The following is a 17,917-nucleotide window of genomic DNA, read 5'->3' as shown; positions in this document are numbered from 1 at the left end:
CACTGCGATGGTTATTTGGCGAAGACTTGGCTCATATCCTTGAAAGCTTTGAACTCCAAGGCGTTACCGCATGGATCGAACAGGAACATGGTGGCCTGCTCGCCCACCTGCCCTTTGAAACGGATATACGGTTCGATCACGAACTCGATACCGAAGGACTTCAAGCGTTCGGCCAGCGCCTCCCATTCTTCCCAACCCAGGATGACGCCGAAATGCGGAACGGGAACGTCGTGTCCGTCGACCGGATTGCTGTGAACCTCCACTTGCGAAGCCGTTTTGGGATGCGAGTGAATGACCAGTTGGTGACCATAAAAGTTGAAGTCGACCCACTGGGCACTGGAACGCCCCTCTTCCAGGCCAAAGACTTCGCCATAAAAGGATCGTGCGGCTGCCAAATCGTAGACAGGAATAGCGAGGTGGAAAGGCGAAAGACTCATCAGCACTCCAATATTGATATCTGTGGATGAAGATGGAGCGTAAGCCGGAAATTCATCAATAAAAATCAATATAAATTTTTCAAAAGCACAATTAATATTTGTTAATGATCAAAGAACTCAAGACACTTGTCGCCGTGGCCCGGGAAGGTACGTTCGCCGCTGCGGGAAACAGGATCGGCCTCACCCAGGCAGCGGTCAGTGCCCAGATCCAGCGTCTGGAGGCAGAGCTGGGCTTCGAGATTTTCGACAGGAAAGGCCGTTCGGCCCACCTCAACCGGATGGGCCACCAGATCCTGCTGCAGGCACAAGAGCTGCTTCGCCTTTACGACAACCTGGGCTCCGCCACCGTGGGACTGCCGGCCAGCACCCTGGTGAATATCGGCGCCATCGCATCCGTCCAGCGCTCCTACTTGCCCGACGCGCTGGCCCGGTTCCACCAACAATGCCCAGAGTGCCGGACGCGGGTCATCCCGGGCTTGTCGATGGAGCTGGTCAACCTTGTGGATGCCGGCGAAATCGACATGGCGGTGATCATTCGCCCGCCCTTCTCTCTCCAGAGTGATCTGCGCTGGACCACCTTGGCGCTGGAGCCCTATCGCCTGATCGTGCCCCGTGATGTCCCGGGAGGAGACTGGTCGGAACTGCTCTCCAGCCACCCCTTCGTTCGGTACGACCGTTCGTCCTTTGGTGGCAGGCAGGTCGATCGTTTCCTGCGGCAGATGCATTTCACCCTGCGTGAAGTCTGTGAGCTGGATGAACTGGAGGCCATCATCAGGCTGGTGGAAAATGGCGTAGGCGTGGCCCTCGTGCCACAGACCGTGTCCCATCGGGAATGGCCGGCGGGCATACGCGCACTCGATCTCGGAACCCATACGTTCCATCGTGAAATCGGATTGGTGCATCGACCTCGACAGACCTTGACCGAACCGGTGCAGATCCTGGCCCAGCTTATAAGCGATCAAGTAAAGGGCGGCTCCGAACCCCCTCGGCCCTGAAAAAGCCACTCGAATCGAGTGGCCGTCAGGGGTCAGATCGCGCCCACGTTCATTTTCGAACCATCGGTCAAGCGCGAGAGACGGTAGGGCTTGGGATCGACACAGGGGGTATCGTTGGCGACCAGCTCAGCGGCCAGATAGCCGATCCCCGGTCCCAGGCCGAACCCATGCCCGGAACAGCCAGCCGCAAGGACGAAACCTGACAGCCCCTCCACGGCAGAGATCACCGGCACGGCATCGGGCGTGAAGTCCACGTAGCCTCCCCAGGTTTCAGCCACTTCAATGCTCGCCAGGGCCGGGAAGCGCGTCCTGACCCGCTTCAGGATCTCGGCAACAGCCTCGGGCCTGGCCTCGGGATCGAGTACACGGTTGCGCTCGAATGCCAGGGGTTTGTCCGCGCTCCAGCCAGCCAGCCCTTCGGGGCCATGGATGAAAGCCTTGCCGATGCCGAACTCCATGGCGGCCAGCCGCTTGATGAACATCGGCAGAAAAGCCTTCCCATGGCGCAGTCCCTGGGGCGTGATATCAAGCCGGGCCTTGCCACTGATGGCGATCGTATAACTGCCATCCAGACGGCGAGTGAGCGCGAAATCCGGCGTGTAGATCGCATCCCCGAGGTTCGGCGCCGGGCGCGTACGCAGCGCAGTCTGGCGCACGCTCGCCTGGGGAAAATTCAACCCGTGTCGTCGACAGAACGCCGAGGCCCAGGCGCCGGCGGCACAGAGGACGGCCTGGGTGCGAATGAGGCCTTTTTCGGTGATCACCCCCGTCACCGCGCCATTGGTGATATCCAGACCGTAGGCGGCGCAGTCCTGGTGGATGCTGGCGCCAAGGGCACGCGCGCCCTCGGCGATCCCCGGCGCTGCGATAGCCGGTTCAGCCTTGCCGTCATCGACGGAATGCACACCTCCCAGCCATTGCCGACCGACAGCCGGAATCGCGGACGTCGCCTCCCCGGGGCTCAGTATCCGCGTCTTGATGTCGAACTGACGCGCGATATCCAGCCATGCTTCCCATTCGGCGAGCTGCTTGGCATCGTCGGTCGCGTACTTGAGGCCGCAGCGGCGAAATCCGAGATCGGTGCCAATCTGCGCCGTGAGTTCATCCCACAGCCGCAAGGCGATACCAGAGAGAGGCAGCTCGCGTGCGTCGCGATTCTGCTGGCGGCACCAGCCCCAGTTGCGGCTCGACTGTTCGCCGCCGACATAGCCCTTCTCGACCAGCGCCACCGAGAGTCCCCGTTTTGCCAGGAAATAGGCGGCAGTCGCGCCGATGATCCCGCCGCCAATGATCACCACATCAGCATGGGAAGGAAGCTTTTCATCGCTGGGGATGCGTTTTATCGAGGGTGACATGCCAAGAGTCTCATCTGGATGGGGTTATCAAGCCGGGCAGCAGGCCGTTTTTCCAACAACCTGATGGTGATCATTACGCCATGCACCGCCTGCAGAGCTGTCTCGTTTTTATCGCATTAAATCGCAGAAAAACTTGTTTTGGAGGCGTGCGCAGCACAATCTGCCACGGCCTCCCAGGTGTTCACCTTATCGGTACATTCGGCACAACGCCGGGCGATTTCCCCCATCAATAACGGCGGGCTTGCCACACCGGGCATTTCAACTCTGCCGCGAGCAGGTCGCGCAGATGCGCCAGCGATGCCTGGGCGAGCACCAGCACATCCACCTCGTCGGAAACCCCGGTGGCCGCTTCCAGGAGAATCCCGTCATGCCGCGCCCGATCGCCCGCCATCAGCGCCTGGTAGGCGTCGGGGCACAGCACCGTCTTGATTGTGATGTCGCGCCCTTGCGTTGCGCGATGCTGCTCACCTAAGGAAGTAGATGAACCTGTGGCGAGGGGATTCATCCCCGCTGGGCTGCACAGCAGCCCCAACACAAGCGACTCCATCCGCCTGATATACCGAGTCGATGGGCTTAAGGGCCGCTGCGCAGCCCAGCGGGGATGAATCCCCTCGCCACAATGGACCGGGCAAGTCTTAAGTGAATGCATTACCTCCCTGAACGAAACGTTTCCGCCCTCAACCCGTACCGACTCATCTTGTTGTACAGCCCACCCCGGGAAACGTTCAGTTGCTGGGCAGTCAGGCGGATGTTGCCCCGGGTGGCCTCGAGGGCGGCGACAATCGCGTTCATTTCATGGGCGTCGAGGCCCAGGGCTGCTGGTCGCTCAGGCATATTCCCTGGCGATGACGGCCGCAGGCCCTGCCTGATTTCAAGCGGTAGATCATCCGGCTGCAGCTGTTCGCTGACCGCCAGGTTGGTCGCACGCTCGATGATGTTTTCCAGCTCACGCACGTTGCCTGGCCAGTGGTAGGCCGACAGCACGTCCAGCGCCTGGGGCGAGATGCCGCGCACCGATTTGCGCAGTGAGCGAGCGCAACGGGAGAGGAAATGGTGCGCCAGCAACGGTACGTCCTCCCGGCGCATGCGCAGCGGCGGGACCGTCAGATTCAGTACGTTGAGCCGATAGTAAAGATCCTCGCGAAACGCGCCGTCAGCCACCGCTTGGTTCAGGTTGCGGTGGGTGGCAGCGATGATGCGCACGTTCACTCGCTGGGATTTCTTCGCCCCCACGCGAGTGACTTCGCCTTCCTGCAAGACCCGCAACAGGCTGACCTGGGCCCCGAACGACATATCACCGATTTCGTCGAGAAAGATTGTGCCGCCATCGGCCAACTCGAACTTGCCGGCGGATCCGCCACGAGCCGAACCGGTGAAGGCCCCCTCGACATGCCCGAACAATTCGCTCTGCACCAGATCTCGTGGGATCGCCCCGCAATTGACCGCCACGAATGGGCCACTGCGACGCTCACTGGCGTTGTGGATCGCCTGGGCGAACAGCTCCTTGCCGGTACCGCTTTCGCCGAGGATCAACGTGGTGGAGTCGCTGCGACTGGCGATTCGTCCAAGGTGCAACGCGTCCTGGATGGCCCGGGAGCTGCCCTGGATGGTGTCGAAGGTGTAGCTGGCCTGGGTGCCGATGATCCGCCGGGTGATTTCGCGGATGCGCCGGTTTTCCCGCAGCGAAACGATGCGCCCGCCCTGCTCCAGTGAACACACCGACACCAGGCAGGCCAGGTGACTGCGATCATGCAGTTCGAAGGTGCAATCCAGATCCCGCAGCCCTTCCCCGCCAAGCAGCAGGATCTCATCGGTCAGCTCACTCTGGCCCAAGCGCTGGAACGGCTGGCCCAGCAAATCGCGCCCGACGCGAAACAACTGTCGTGCATAACCGTTGATGGCCCTGATGCAGCCACGGTCGTCCAGCACGACCAGGCCTTCGTTGAGCACTTCAAGCATCGTCTGTTGTTCTTCCAGCAAGGCCTGCAGCGCCATTTGCCGTGATACGGCTTCGGCCGCGGCTTGCACGGTGCCCAACGTGTGGAAGTGAAACCAGCCCGGCTCGGCGGTCAGGGTCAGGATCGCCAGGGTCCGTCCCCGGGCATCGCGAATCGGTGCGGCGGCGCAATGCATGCGCCGCTTGCGCAAGCCGACACCGAAGTTTTCTTCGGCCAGCACATAGACCAGCCGGTCTTCGGCCAGTGCCAGCCCCGTACAGTTGGTGCCCTGCACCGACTCCAGCAAGCGGCTGCCCACCGGGGTGAGATCGCTGCCGCAGAAATACAGAGTGGTCCCTTCGGCGTCGGTCAGGTTGATATGGCCCCTGGGGTTGTAGGCCAGCAACCCGCCCATGACCTCGGCCGCCACCGCGATCATCACGCGATGGGCGGCCAGCGTTGCGGCCAGGTCGGCAGGATCGACAAAACGATACGCGCCGTCCTCGTGGTCGATACCGGCGTCGACGCTACGCAACCAGGAGTTCCAGATCACCTGCCGGACCCCGGAAGGACGATCGATACGTCCGTCCAGGCACGCCAGCCAGGCTTGCTCCAAAGCGCCAATCGGTCCGTCACTCAACGACGCCGGACCGAGTGACGCGATGTAGTCGAGGTCTTGCTCGCTGACAGCAATGGGCGCCGGAATCACGGGCTTCTCCAATGTTCATTTTTTGGACATGTGCAGTATAAGCATGTCATCAGAATTAACACTTATTTCACCAACCTATAAATAACTCTTTAATTATCAATAAGTTAAACATTGGCACAGGCCTTGCTCCCTCCTCCTTACAGCAAAAACAGTCCTGCTGATAACAAAAAAAGGGAAGTCAGTTTCATGAACACATCCAAAATCATCCGCCTCGGTCTCATTGGCGCCGGCCGCATGGGCAGCTTTCACGGCCTGACGGCAGCCCGACACATTCCCGGCGCCTGCCTGGCTGCCATCGCCGACCCGACACCGGGCCAAGCCGCCCGCCTGGCGGCACAGTTGGGGGTGGAGCGGGTCTACACCGACCCACAGCAATTGCTCGACGACCCCGAGATCGACTGCGTACTGATTGCCGCTCCGGCCCGCAGCCACGCCGAGCTGGTCATCAGCGCAGCCCGCGCTGGCAAAAGTGTGTTCTGTGAAAAACCCATGGCGATCACCCTCGACGAAGCGGACCGCGCCATCGCCGCTGCCGCCGATGCCCGGGTCACCTTGCAGGTCGGCTTCAACCGCCGCTTCGCCAAGAGTTTTCGCACCGCGCACCTGGACGTGGTCGCCGGCCGCATCGGCACCCCGCAACTGCTGCGCTCGCTGACCCGCGACCCGGCGCTGAACAATCCGGCCAACTCGCCGCAGTGGGTGATCTTCCTCGAAACCCTGATCCACGACTTCGACACCTTGCGTTACCTCAATCCTGGGGCCGAGGTCGTCGAAGTCTTCGTGATGGCCGATGCCCTGATCGCGCCGGAGTTCAAGGACAAGGGTTTCCTCGACACCGCCATGGTGACCCTGCGTTTCGACAACGGTGCCCTCGCCACCGCCGAGGCGAATTTTCAGGCGGTGTATGGCTACGATGTCCGGGGCGAAGTGTTCGGCAGCGCCGGCATGTTGACCATGGGTGCCGTCAATGACTCCGACCTGGTTCGCTATCTGGCCGATGGCATCCAGGCCGACACACAGCGCCTGGACACCGACCTGCTACGGGATGCCTACGTGGCCGAGCTCAACCATTTTGTCGAGTGCCTGCGCAGCGGCGCGAAACCCCTTGCCAGTGGTGAAGACGCCCGCGCTGCCCTGGCCATTGCCCGCGCCTGTATCGAGTCGTTCCAGCAGGGCCGGCCGGTGCGCTTACAAGGAGGCCGCCCATGAGCTTCACTCCGTTCAAACTGGCGATCAGCGCCGAGATGGTCTTCCTCGACCTGCCGTTCACCGAACGAGTCAAACGGATTCACGCACTGGGCTTCAGCGCCGAAATCTGGGACTGGACGAAAAAAGACATTGCCGCCCTGGTCGACACCGGGGCTGACTTCACCTCAATGACCGGCTACATCGCGGGTAACCTGACCGATCCCGAGGACATCCAGCATCTGCTCGACAGCGCACGGGAATCCCTGGCCGTCGCTGCTCGGTTGAATTGCCCGAGCCTCAACCTTCACGGTACGGGCCTGGACGACAAAGGCTTGCCGGTCAAACCGGTGGAACTCACCACCGGCCGCATGTGGTTGAACGCGTGCAAGACCCTGGAAAAAATCGCGCGCCTGGGTGAAGACGCGGGCCGGGTGTTCCTTCTGGAGAACCTCAACACCGAGGTGGACCACCCCGGCACGCCGTTCGCTCGCGCCGATGACACCCTGGCGCTGATCGAGGCCGTGGGCAGCCCTCATCTGAAGCTGAACCTGGACCTTTATCATGCGCAGATCGGCGAAGGAAACCTGATCGAACTGATCCAGCGAGCCGGCAGTGCCATCGGTGAGATCCAGGTCGCCGACGTTCCTGGGCGCATGGAACCGGGGACCGGCGAAATCCATTACCCGGCCATTGCCAAAGCCTTGTTCGAGATGGGATACACGGGTGTTGTCGGCCTAGAGGGCTGGGCCAGCGGCGACAGCGAGGCGGCACTTCAACGCTTCCGGCAAGCGTTTAGTCTGGATCGATGAAGCGGTGGCGCCCTTGGGCATGAATCGAGGTGCGCCGACAACCTTCACACCTGATCGACTCATAACAACAAAAGGAATCTCACCATGCGTCGCTGCACATTGCTTCTTGCCACTTTGCTATTCGCCTTCAGCCAATGGGCCAACGCCGATTATCGCATCGGCGTCAGCATCGCCAGGGTGGACGACAACTTCATGACCTATGTGCGTAGCGGCCTGGAAGACGCCGCCAGGAAAGACAACGTCCAGATCCAGTTCGAGGATGCCCAGGGCGATGTCGTGCGACAACTCAATCAGATCCAGGGCTTCATCAACCAGAAAGTGGATGCGGTCATCGTCCTGCCCGTGGACACCGCCGCCACCACCAACATGACTCGCGCCGCGGTCGATGCGAAGGTACCGCTGGTCTATGTCAACCGTCATCCGGACGAGCGCGTACTGCCCAAGGGCGTGGTCACCGTTGCGTCCAATGACATCGAGGCCGGCCAGTTGCAAATGCGTTACCTGGCGGAAAAGCTGAACGGCAAAGGCACCCTCGCGATCATCATGGGCGACCTGGCGCAAAACGCTACGCACGACCGCACCGAAGGGGTCAAACAGGTGCTCAAGGATTACCCCGGGATCAAGATCGTCGAACAGCAAAGCGCCGAGTGGCAGCGGGCCAAAGGGATGGACCTGACCAGCAACTGGCTGTTGGCAGGCACCTCTTTTGACGCCATTGTCGCCAACAACGACGAGATGGCCATCGGCGCGGCCATGGCCTTGCAACAGGCGGGAAAAGGCAAGGGCGAGATTGCGATTGTCGGCATCGACGGCCTGCCCGATGGTCTGGCGGCGATCAAGCGCGGAATGCTGGTCGCCTCGGTGTTCCAGGACCCCAAGGCCCAGGCGACCGCTGCGCTGCAAGCGGCCGTCAAAATGATCAAGGGCGAGCCGGTCGAGGCGGAAGTGTGGGTCCCCTTCCAGTTGATCAAGCCGGAACAGGTCGCGATGTTTGAGCAACACTACAAGTAAGCGCGAAAGACTGGAGGTCAACGCCGCTGTCCCGGCCAGGGACAGTGGCGTTTTTCATTGAGTCATCTTACCCCGTCATCACCATCCCCCTCGCCACCTGCATGTGCGGCGAAACATCCATTGTTCGTTGCGCCTCGAAGTGAGACATCTGCCTGACGCATACGCTGTGAGCCCACATGGAGGAGTTGGCGATGAAACACAGCCGTTTTTTTGGAAAAACCGTACTGGCCTGCACGTTCATCCTGGCGATGATCGGTTGGGGGATCGGCTTCTATGGCCCGCCGATCTACATGCAATCGGTCATGGAGCGCACGGGTTGGCCCATCGCCCAGGTGTCGACTGCCGTCACCTTGCACTTTCTCAGCGGCACGATCGTCATCGCCAATCTACCCAGGCTCTACGCACGCTTCGGCATTCCAGCCATCACCGTGCTGGGCAGCATTTTCCTGGGTATCGGCGTGAACATCTGGGCCCAGGCCAACCAGCTCTGGGTGCTGTATGCCGGTGCGATGTGCTCGGGTATCGGCTGGGTGACCCTGGGCGCCGCGGCCGTCAATACCCTGATCGCGCCGTGGTACAACAAGGAAAGGCCCCAGGCCCTGGGCAAGGCGTACAACGGCGCAAGCATGGGGGGCGTCGTCTTTTCGCCCCTGTGGGTATGGCTGATCGAGGGTTTTGGCTTTGCCACGGCAGCGTTGGTGATCAGCCTCGCAGCCTTGCTGCTTATCGGCATTTTCGCCTTCCTGGTCTTCAACAAAACCCCACAGGGTCTGGGACAGCACCCCGACAACGCCGAGCAGACGGAGCCCGTGCCACCGGCCACCAGCGCCATGCCGTGGACCGTGATGCAGACGCTCGAGGTGGCAGATTTCCGCAGCCTGGCAGCCGGCATGTCCCTGGGACTGTTCGCCCAGATCGGCTTGATCGCGCACCTGTACTCGATCCTGGTGGGACGCATGGGCGCCCACGACGCTTCATTCGCCATGGGGCTGGCCACCGCCAGTGCCATGGGCGGTCGCTACATCGCCGCACGCCTGATGATCCAAGGCATCAACCGCAGGCTGCTGGCGTGCCAGGGCTATGCCATCCAGCTGCTGGGCACGCTGATGCTCCTCGGCCTGGACCTTCACCCGACTGTGGCCTGGATGGCGGTGGTGCTGATCGGTTCGGGCATCGGCAATGCCACCTCCCTGCCGCCGCTGATCGCACAAACCGAGTTCAGCCGTGAGCACACTGCCAGGGTCATCGCGCTGATGGTCGCGATCAGCCAAGCCACCTACGCCTTCGCCCCTGCGTTTTTCGGCCTGGTGCGCACCGCCTTCAGCCATCCGAATCACGCTATCGCCGCCGTCGTGACAGCCGCCGTCATCGTGCAGGTGCTCGCTATCCTGTCTTTCTACCGAGGAGTGTCCGCTCGCCCCTTCAGGATCAGACCAATCGAACACCGCCATCAACGTTGAGCACGGCACCGTTCATGAAGGTGTTGGTCATCAAGAACAGCGCCGCAGCACCGGCTTCCTCAGGCGTGCCAAGGCGACGCAACGGCAGAGCCTGCTCCAGGGAGGCCACGTACGCGTCACGGCCTTCGCCCAATGCCTTGCTGAAGATCGGTGTATCGATCGGCCCGGGCGACAGGGTGTTGACGCGAATCGGTGCCAACTCCAGGACCAGGCCACGGGCCAGCGCCTCCATGGCGGCCGATGCCGCCGCGATGACGGCTGTGCCATGGGCATTGGGTCGATCAGCGAGCGCACCCGAGATGAAGGTGATCGACCCCGCCTTGCACAGCCTGTCGCCCAGGGCACGGATGGTGTTGATGGACGCCCAGATACGCTCATCGAAGGCCCGGCGCAGGTGATCGACGTCAGCGGCCAGGATGGTGCCGGTGACAAACGTACCGGCGAGCAGCACCAGGTGATCGACCACAGGAATGTCCGCCAGCGCGGCTTCGACCGCCTCACGGCAGGTCACGTCGGCCGCGCGCCATTGATCCAGGCCATGATCTTTTGCAGCCTGCTCGGCACGGGCGGCATTCGAGCCGATGACCACGACCTTGGCGCCAGCGGCCTTTGCTTGTATCGCGGCAGCCAGGCCGATGCCCGATGTACCGCCGAAGATGACGACCGTGCGGCCGGTGAGATTGGATGCAAGTGTTGGGGTGATGGTCATGTCGAGCCTCCAGTGAACGCCCGGATGGCGTTCGATGGAGTAAGCGTAAGACTGTGAGCACGGATTGATAATTGGGTCGAAAGTCGCTTTACTATTGCCATGAAGGCACAAATTGGTCTCGACCGTCTGACCGGACTCATCGCATTCGCACGGGCCGCCTCCCTGGGCAGCTATACCGCTGCGGCACGGGAGCTTTCGGTGTCACCCTCCGCCGTGAGCAAAAGCGTACAGCGGCTTGAGGAGCATTTTGGGCTGATGCTGTTCACCCGCACGACGCGCTCCCTGACCCTCACGCCTGAAGGGCGGGATCTTTACGAACGTGCATTGCGAATCCTGCGCGAGGTCGAAGAAATTGATCAGGCCGCCGTCGCATCCCGCGCCGAGCCTTCCGGTGTCCTGAAAGTCACCGCCGCCCTCCCCATCGGCGTGAACATCCTGGCACCAGCCTTGCCCAGGTTCCGTGAGCAATATCCCAAGCTGGCAATCGACCTGCGACTCGGCGATCAGTATTCCGACATCATTGAACAGGGCATCGACGTGGCCATCCGCGTGGGGAATCTCACCGACTCACGCCTGGTTTCGCGCCCCCTGGGGCCTCATCGAATCGGCGCGTTTGCGTCGCCTCAGTACCTCCAACGCAAAGGCACGCCGATGACCGCCGAAGATCTTGCGGGACATGAGTGCGTGAACTTTCGCTACCAGAGTACCGGGCAAAGTTTGCGTTGGCCCTATCAGGCAGGCGACAAACAACTCGAGTGGAGTCCCGACGTCGCATTCACCGTGGATGTCAGTGACGCGGTAGCGGCCATTATGGCGGCGGGAGGAGGCGTCGGCATTACGCCGTACTACGTGGCCGCCCCCTATGTTCGCCGGGGAGAACTGATCCCGGTGCTCCCCCAGTTCACCGCGGAACGCTTCTCCATCACCGCCTTGTGGCCGGAAAGCCGCCGAGGCAGCCCCAACGTAAAGGCCTTCATCGCCTTTTTGCTTGAGCTGTTCCCTGCAACGCCTGCCTGGGATGAGGCAGTGAATGAGGCATCCGCAGCGAACCAGGGCTGATCGGTCGGCGGGGTTGGACAACCAGCAGCCACTGATCCCGATGCCCCCTCAAGAAGCCTGTATCGCCCCAGACAAATCGACACTTCAATGTCATCTGCATTTGCGGTTAGGCTTACCACACGTCCCGAACTTTCTACGACTGGAATCCAACTGAGTGATCAGACCGTTTATGTTGCTACGTCGTCGATTTGCCTCCATGCGCTGGCGCACCCGCGTCACGTTGTGGGTGGCCGCCACCTTCGCCGGCTTGCTTGTCGTCATGTTCGCTCGTCTGGCAGATCTGGCACTGAATGAGTTTGCCCTGCAAACCGCTGAACGCCCCTGGCTACCGCTCATCTACACACCTTTGATTGGCATGCTGGTGGTGGGCCTGACCAACCGTTTCTTGCCCGGTTGCCAGGGCAGCGGTATTCCCCAGGTGATTGCCGCTACCCGCCTGGCGCGTCAGGGCAAGCCCGTCAGCCAGTTGGTCTCGTTAAAGATCGCTTTCGCCAAAATCGGCCTTGGCACCCTGGCCTTGACAGGCGGTTTCTCGGCCGGACGTGAGGGGCCGTCGGTGCAGGTCGCGGCTTCGGTCATGCATTTCTTCCATCGCTACTTGCCCAACGCGCGGATCATCCGCAGCGAAGATCTGATTCTTGCCGGTGGCGCAGCGGGCATTGCGGCTGCGTTCAATACCCCGCTGGCGGGCATTGCCTTTGCCGTGGAGGAGTTGGGACGGCGCCTGGAGACACGTACCAGCGGGGTTTTGCTCAGCACCATTATTCTGTCCGGGATGGTGGCGATTGCCTTGCAGGGAAACTACAACTATTTCGGCCATTTCGACGTGCAAGCCATCAGCATGGATATCATCCTGCCGGCGCTGCTGATTGCCATTGGTTGTGGCCTGCTGGGTGGACTGTTCAGCCGCATGTTGTTATGGCCCCAACGTTATCGAAACGCCCTGCTCTGGCGGTGGCGTCGTCAGCATCCGGTGTGGTTCGCCGGCATCTGCGGGCTGATTGTAGCCGTGCTCGGCGTGCTCAGTGGCGGCATGTCATTTGGCAGCGGATACGGCGTTACCAGCCACGTCATTGCATCTGATATTGGCCTGCCGTGGCATGCCGCCCTGACCCGCTTCATCGCCACGGTGGTGACCTACTTCTCTGGAATACCGGGCGGAATCTTTGCCCCCTGCCTGGCGGTGGGCGCGGCGATCGGCGCAAATATCTCCGATCTGTTCAACCTTGGCGTGCAACCGGTCATTGCCCTGTGCATGGTGGGCTTTCTTGCCGCCGTGACCCAGTCACCCATTACCTCCGCCATCATCGTCATGGAGATGATTGACAGTCATGGCATGGTGATCAGCCTCATGGGCGTTGCCCTCGTCGCCAAGGCTGTCAGCTCGCGGATGGGCCCCGAGCTGTATCAGCAAATGGCACGTGGCTTTGTGCAAACAGCGGAAAGAACCTCGGCGAAGCAGAAGACGGGGCAGTGAAGCCCGCCCACTCGCCAAAAGAAGTCGGAGAACAGGCAGGCCAACACACTGAGAGGAACCGTTTTGTCGAGCTGAGTGCTGCTCCACTGGAGAGCTACCGATCCTGTCAGCCACCGAGGGACCTGCATCATCCCAGGCGCATCGACACTTCAATGTCATCCGCAAAAGGCACGGAGAGGTAACCACTCTGCGGAGAACGCACGTAAGCCAGGTACTCAGGGCAGTAATCGGTGTTGTCCGCCACCACCAGCGCGCCCGGCCGCAAGCGTTTTTCAACCAGGCTCAGTACGTCGCGGTACAGCGCCTTGGCGCCATCGAGCAGGAGCAGGTCGACCGCCTCCGGGAGGTCGGTGGCAAGGGTCACAAGTGCATCGCCTTCGCGGACTTCCACCAGATCGCTGACACCTCCTTCAACGAAGTGATGACGTGCCAGGGCAATCTTCGAGGGCTCGAACTCACTGCCGATCAGCACACCTCCGCCATTGTCGCGCAGCGCCGCCGCCAGGTGCAGGGTGGACAAGCCGAACGAAGTGCCGAACTCGACGATGGCCCTGGCCTTTGCGCTTCGTGCGAGCATGTACAGCAGCTTGCCGGTATCGCGGGAGACCGGCAGCCACAAGTCCTTGAGCATGCCGTACAGTTCGAGGTATTCGGTCTTGCTGCGCATCAGGCGCTCACGTTCTTCGCTTGGCACCGTATTCAGCACCGGACTGGTGGCCGCGCTGGCCTGGATGTAGAGGCCTTCGATCAGGGTTGCCAGGGGTTCTGTGGTCAAGGTGGTCATGGTTGTCTTCCATCAATAGGGACTGAGATGCGACTGATTCGTCGCATTTAAATGATGCGAGTGATTCGCCCTATTCGCTATTCGCGTTTCCCCACGACGCCCGAGCTGCCCATGACCCGGCACCAGACCGCCCGTATTTCCTCACTCAAGCGGCCACGGCAGGCGCCCTCCAACAAGCGGGCGGAGGCTGCTCCCCAGGCTGCTGTTCAGGTTTTGGTAGCAGCGCCAGGCCGGCCGGCGTCGGTTCCACCCCGCGCTTGCTGAGCTTGGGCAGCGGCGTACCGAATCGTGCCTCGATGTCGGAAAGTCGCTTGCTGACCGCCGAGGGCGCGATGAACGCGGGTTTCGCTGGCCCATGCGATCGCCCCCTCTTCACAGACCAGAATGAACAGGTGCAAGGACAAATGATCCAGGGGCTGCGTCATGCCCACCCCTCGAGTCGCAACGTGGCACGCACCAGGCGTTGCTCCTCGCTTTCGATTTCCTTGAGGTTGTCGCAGATGCTCTGGATATGGGCAATGGCGGCCTTGCGGGCCTGCTCGGGAAGCCGCCCGGTTACCGCGTTATAGAGCCTTGCATGTTGACGATCGATTTGCCGCTTCTGCGGCTCGCGGTGGTAGAGGTTGTTGACCGAGGCGAACACGGTGTTGAGCAGCAGGTCCGTCAGTGAGCGCAAGGTCTGCACCAGCACCGGATTGTGCGACGCCTCGCAGATCGCCAGGTGAAACGCATGATCGAGCCGGGCGTGTTCGGAGGGCTCCAGTGCGCGCGTGTGGGCATCGAGCAACGCTTCGTAGCTGCGGGTGATCAGGACGAAATCGGCCTCTGTGCCACGCAAGGCCGCCAACCGTGCGGACTCGCCTTCGAGCAGACTGCGTACCTCGAACAAATCGTAAAGCGTGCGGGGCTGTGAGCTGAACAGGTGCATCAATGGCGACGCAGCACTGTTGCCCGACAGATCGGCGACGAAGGAGCCCTTGCCCTGCTCCGTCTTGATGATCCCGCGCGCGCGCAGCAGCTTCAATCCTTCGCGTAATGCCGTGCGCGATACACCGAGCTTTTCCGTCAGCCGACGTTCCGACGGTAACAACTGCCCCGTCTTGAGCACGCCATCCACGATCAGGCGCTCGATACGCTCGCACACCACGTCGGCCACCTGCAGATTACGACGGGTCTGGGTGTCGTCCATTGCGCCTCCAACTGGTATGACCAGCTTAGCCATGGTGTTCAAGCCGACTTACCACTTATCACAACTTATTGTTTTTAGATGTTTTATTAAAAATCACAAGAAAATAGCCGGTCAAAAACTGGTTCGACCACCTCAACAAGCCATAGACAGTAGATCGCCTCGGACCAATGATGCAAGTCAGCTGCATGCGGAACCTGACCTCAAATAAAAACAACCGAGTGTCGCCGGCCGACTATGAACATTCTCTACGATGAACGCGTTGATGGTGCCCTGCCTGCCGTGGATAAAGCCACGCTGCTGCAGGCCTTGCAGGTGCGCTTGCCGGACCTTGAGATCCTGCACCAGCGCGAAGAACTCATGCCCTATGAATGCGACGGACTTTCCGCCTATCGCACCACGCCGCTCTTGGTGGTACTGCCCCGCCATCTCGACGAGGTTCGGGGCGTGCTGGCGCTGTGTCATGAACGGCAGGTGCCTGTCGTCACCCGGGGGGCCGGGACCGGTTTGTCCGGTGGTGCGCTGCCGTTGGAAAAAGGCGTTCTGCTGGTGATGGCACGCTTCAACAACATTTTGCACATTGACCCGGCCGCCCGTACCGCACGAGTCCAGCCCGGAGTACGCAACCTGGCGATTTCCCAGGCGGCCGCGCCGTTTGGCTTGTACTACGCGCCGGATCCCTCCTCTCAGATTGCCTGTTCCATCGGCGGCAACGTCGCGGAAAATGCCGGTGGCGTACATTGCCTCAAATATGGTCTGACCGTGCACAACCTGCTCAAGGTCGAGATCCTCACCGTCGAGGGGGAGCACCTGACCCTGGGCAGTGACGCACTCGACTCGCCGGGCCTTGACCTGCTGGCGCTGTTCACCGGTTCCGAGGGGATGCTCGGGGTGATCACCGAAGTCACGGTCAAGCTGCTTCCCAAACCCCAGACTGCGAAGGTGTTGCTGGCAGCGTTCGACTCGGTCGAAAAGGCGGGGCGCGCGGTGGGTGACATCATCGCTGCGGGTATCATTCCCGGCGGACTGGAGATGATGGACAACCTGGCCATCCGTGCCGCCGAAGACTTCATCCACGCCGGCTACCCGGTGGAGGCCGAAGCCATTCTGTTGTGCGAACTCGATGGTGTGGAAGCCGACGTCCATGATGACTGCAACCGCGTGCGCCAGGTGCTGGAGCAGGCCGGCGCCACCGAAGTGCGCCAGGCCCGCGACGAGGCCGAACGCGTGCGTTTCTGGGCTGGACGCAAGAATGCGTTTCCTGCTGTCGGCCGCCTCTCACCGGATTATTACTGCATGGACGGGACCATCCCGCGTCGCGAGCTGCCCGGCGTGCTGCACGCCATCGCCGCTTTATCAGCCGAGTACGGCCTACGGGTAGCCAACGTGTTCCATGCCGGTGACGGCAACATGCACCCGCTGATCCTGTTCGACGCCAACCAGCCGGGAGAACTTGATCGTGCCGAAGCCCTGGGGGGCAAGATCCTTGAGTTGTGCGTGAAAGTCGGAGGCAGCATCACCGGCGAACACGGGGTGGGCCGCGAGAAAATCAATCAGATGTGCGCTCAGTTCAACAGCGACGAGTTGACCGTGTTCCACGCCGTCAAAGCGGCCTTCGATCCGAGCGGCCTGCTCAACCCCGGCAAGAACATTCCGACGCTGCACCGCTGCGCCGAGTTTGGCGCCATGCATGTGCATCTGGGGCAATTACCCTTCCCTGACCTGGAGCGTTTCTGATGCACAACGCACTTGATAGGGATGCCAGCGACGCGTTGCTCGAACAGGTCAACCAGGCCCTGAAAAATGCCACGCCACTACGAATCCAGGGTGGCGACAGCAAAGCCTTCCTGGGACGTCCGGTCACGGGCCAGCGCCTCGACACTCGCGCCCACCGGGGCATCGTCAGCTATGACCCGACGGAACTGGTGATTACTGCCCGCTGCGGCACGCCCCTGCGGGAGCTGTCTGAGGTGCTGAACGCCTCGCAGCAAATGTTGCCCTGCGAACCGCCTTCCTTCGGCGACGCCACGGTGGGCGGCATGATCGCCAGCGGACTCTCCGGGCCGCGCCGTCCGTGGGCCGGCTCGGTGCGGGACTTCGTCCTCGGCTCGCGGGTCATCACCGGCCAGGGCAAGCTCCTGCGCTTCGGTGGCGAAGTCATGAAGAACGTCGCCGGTTACGACCTGTCGCGCCTGATGGCCGGCAGCTTTGGCTCCCTCGGGGTGATCACCGAGGTGTCGCTCAAAGTCCTGCCCAAGCCTCGGCAAGCCTTGAGCATCAGTCTGGAAATGGACAGCGAGCGCGCCTTGCTGCGCCTGGCGGAATGGGGCCAGCAGCCGCTGCCGATCAGCGCCGCCTGCCACGATGGCCAACGCCTGCACCTGCGGCTCGAGGGTGGCGAGGGCTCGGTAAGAGCGGCCCATGATCGACTGGGCGGCGAGATGCTGGAGGCCTCGTATTGGGAGGACCTCAACGAACATCGCTTGAGTTTCTTCGATGAGGATCTGCCGCTGTGGCGCCTGTCCGTGCCGCACAACACAGCGTGGCTGCCCTTGCCTGGCAGGCAACTGATCGACTGGGGCGGCGCCCAGCGCTGGCTCAAGTCTGGCGCCGAAGCCGCGTTCATCCGCCGGATCATCGAAGGCGTCGGCGGCCATGTGACCTGTTACGGCCGTGGTCTGATCGACAGCCCGTTCCAACCGCTGCCAGACGCCCTGATGCGTTACCACCGCAACCTGAAGCAACAGCTCGACCCACAGGAAATTTTCAACCCTGGTCGCCTCTACGCGGAGCTTTGAACC

At 61.6% G+C, this 17,917-nt stretch carries 16 protein-coding genes and 1 pseudogene; 9 read left to right on the top strand and 8 right to left on the bottom strand.

Going from position 1 to position 17,917, the window contains the following annotated elements; all coding sequences use genetic code 11:
• Positions 1 to 11 precede the first annotated feature (11 nt).
• Positions 12 to 437 carry a VOC family protein gene (locus QZH45_RS12940; RefSeq protein ID WP_024776315.1) on the bottom strand — a complete coding sequence of 142 codons (426 nt, stop codon included), beginning with the start codon at positions 435 to 437 and terminating at the stop codon, positions 12 to 14.
• Positions 438 to 541: 104 nt separating this feature from the next.
• Here QZH45_RS12940 and QZH45_RS12935 point away from each other — a divergent pair, with 104 nt between their 5' ends.
• Entirely contained in the window at positions 542 to 1,432 is an 891-nt protein-coding gene (locus tag QZH45_RS12935; RefSeq protein WP_053193735.1) for a LysR substrate-binding domain-containing protein, read from the top strand.
• A 32-nt stretch (positions 1,433 to 1,464) separates the two neighbouring features.
• On the opposite strand, the gene QZH45_RS12930 is transcribed toward QZH45_RS12935, so the two are convergent.
• From QZH45_RS12930 to QZH45_RS12920, 3 genes are all read right to left on the bottom strand, one after another.
• Positions 1,465 to 2,787 carry an NAD(P)/FAD-dependent oxidoreductase gene (locus tag QZH45_RS12930; RefSeq protein ID WP_055135418.1) on the bottom strand — a complete coding sequence of 441 codons (1,323 nt, stop codon included), beginning with the start codon at positions 2,785 to 2,787 and terminating at the stop codon, positions 1,465 to 1,467.
• A 226-nt stretch (positions 2,788 to 3,013) separates the two neighbouring features.
• Positions 3,014 to 3,322 carry a hypothetical protein gene (locus tag QZH45_RS12925; protein ID WP_069018532.1) on the bottom strand — a complete coding sequence of 103 codons (309 nt, stop codon included), beginning with the start codon at positions 3,320 to 3,322 and terminating at the stop codon, positions 3,014 to 3,016.
• A gap of 113 nt (positions 3,323 to 3,435) precedes the next feature.
• Complete coding sequence (locus QZH45_RS12920) at positions 3,436 to 5,433, bottom strand: sigma-54 interaction domain-containing protein (RefSeq protein ID WP_055135419.1); 1,998 nt, start codon at positions 5,431 to 5,433, stop codon at positions 3,436 to 3,438.
• A gap of 186 nt (positions 5,434 to 5,619) precedes the next feature.
• Between QZH45_RS12920 and QZH45_RS12915 the strand changes: the two genes are divergently transcribed.
• The 4 genes from QZH45_RS12915 to QZH45_RS12900 all read left to right on the top strand — a co-directional run bounded on the left by QZH45_RS12915 (position 5,620) and on the right by QZH45_RS12900 (position 9,901).
• Positions 5,620 to 6,642 (top strand): Gfo/Idh/MocA family oxidoreductase, encoded by a 1,023-nt coding sequence (locus QZH45_RS12915; protein WP_053193745.1) that lies wholly within the window; start codon positions 5,620 to 5,622, stop codon positions 6,640 to 6,642.
• Positions 6,639 to 7,430, top strand: coding sequence for a TIM barrel protein (locus tag QZH45_RS12910; protein WP_055135420.1), 792 nt, complete (start codon positions 6,639 to 6,641; stop codon positions 7,428 to 7,430). Before QZH45_RS12915 ends, QZH45_RS12910 begins: the two co-directional genes overlap by 4 nt.
• Before the next feature lie 84 nt (positions 7,431 to 7,514).
• Positions 7,515 to 8,441 (top strand): sugar ABC transporter substrate-binding protein, encoded by a 927-nt coding sequence (locus QZH45_RS12905; RefSeq protein ID WP_055135421.1) that lies wholly within the window; start codon positions 7,515 to 7,517, stop codon positions 8,439 to 8,441.
• Positions 8,442 to 8,632: 191 nt separating this feature from the next.
• Entirely contained in the window at positions 8,633 to 9,901 is a 1,269-nt protein-coding gene (locus tag QZH45_RS12900; protein WP_055135422.1) for an MFS transporter, read from the top strand.
• On the opposite strand, the gene QZH45_RS12895 is transcribed toward QZH45_RS12900, so the two are convergent.
• The gene (locus QZH45_RS12895) at positions 9,870 to 10,610 is read right to left on the bottom strand and encodes an SDR family oxidoreductase (RefSeq protein ID WP_024776324.1); all 741 of its coding nucleotides are present in this window, start codon (positions 10,608 to 10,610) and stop codon (positions 9,870 to 9,872) included. The two genes, QZH45_RS12900 and QZH45_RS12895, sit on opposite strands and share 32 nt — an antisense overlap.
• Before the next feature lie 99 nt (positions 10,611 to 10,709).
• Here QZH45_RS12895 and QZH45_RS12890 point away from each other — a divergent pair, with 99 nt between their 5' ends.
• Together QZH45_RS12890 and QZH45_RS12885 are read left to right on the top strand one after the other, a co-directional pair.
• Positions 10,710 to 11,669, top strand: a complete 960-nt coding sequence (locus QZH45_RS12890; RefSeq protein WP_024776325.1) for a LysR family transcriptional regulator — start codon at positions 10,710 to 10,712, stop codon at positions 11,667 to 11,669.
• 154 nt (positions 11,670 to 11,823) lie between these two features.
• Entirely contained in the window at positions 11,824 to 13,146 is a 1,323-nt protein-coding gene (locus tag QZH45_RS12885) for a chloride channel protein (protein WP_024776326.1), read from the top strand.
• Between the two features lie 127 nt (positions 13,147 to 13,273).
• On the opposite strand, the gene QZH45_RS12880 is transcribed toward QZH45_RS12885, so the two are convergent.
• The 3 genes and pseudogenes from QZH45_RS12880 to glcC all read right to left on the bottom strand — a co-directional run bounded on the left by QZH45_RS12880 (position 13,274) and on the right by glcC (position 15,119).
• Positions 13,274 to 13,930 (bottom strand): O-methyltransferase, encoded by a 657-nt coding sequence (locus QZH45_RS12880; RefSeq protein ID WP_024776327.1) that lies wholly within the window; start codon positions 13,928 to 13,930, stop codon positions 13,274 to 13,276.
• A 217-nt stretch (positions 13,931 to 14,147) separates the two neighbouring features.
• A pseudogene (locus tag QZH45_RS12875) lies at positions 14,148 to 14,355 on the bottom strand (helix-turn-helix domain-containing protein); the annotation flags it as partial.
• On the bottom strand, positions 14,352 to 15,119 hold the full coding sequence (gene glcC / locus QZH45_RS12870; protein WP_024776329.1) for a transcriptional regulator GlcC: 768 nt from the start codon (positions 15,117 to 15,119) through the stop codon (positions 14,352 to 14,354). The pseudogene QZH45_RS12875 and the gene glcC, both read right to left, overlap by 4 nt.
• A gap of 234 nt (positions 15,120 to 15,353) precedes the next feature.
• On the opposite strand from glcC, the gene glcD reads away from it, so the two are divergent.
• The gene (gene glcD / locus QZH45_RS12865; RefSeq protein WP_055135423.1) at positions 15,354 to 16,853 is read left to right on the top strand and encodes a glycolate oxidase subunit GlcD; all 1,500 of its coding nucleotides are present in this window, start codon (positions 15,354 to 15,356) and stop codon (positions 16,851 to 16,853) included.
• Positions 16,853 to 17,914, top strand: a complete 1,062-nt coding sequence (gene glcE / locus QZH45_RS12860; protein ID WP_055135424.1) for a glycolate oxidase subunit GlcE — start codon at positions 16,853 to 16,855, stop codon at positions 17,912 to 17,914. Before glcD ends, glcE begins: the two co-directional genes overlap by 1 nt.
• Positions 17,915 to 17,917: the final 3 nt, after the last annotated feature.

This window comes from Pseudomonas corrugata, from assembly GCF_050920615.1.
Lineage (GTDB): Bacteria > Pseudomonadota > Gammaproteobacteria > Pseudomonadales > Pseudomonadaceae > Aquipseudomonas > Aquipseudomonas corrugata.
The sequence above is the reverse complement of the archived record's forward strand: the minus strand, read 5'-3'. Positions and strand labels throughout refer to the sequence as shown.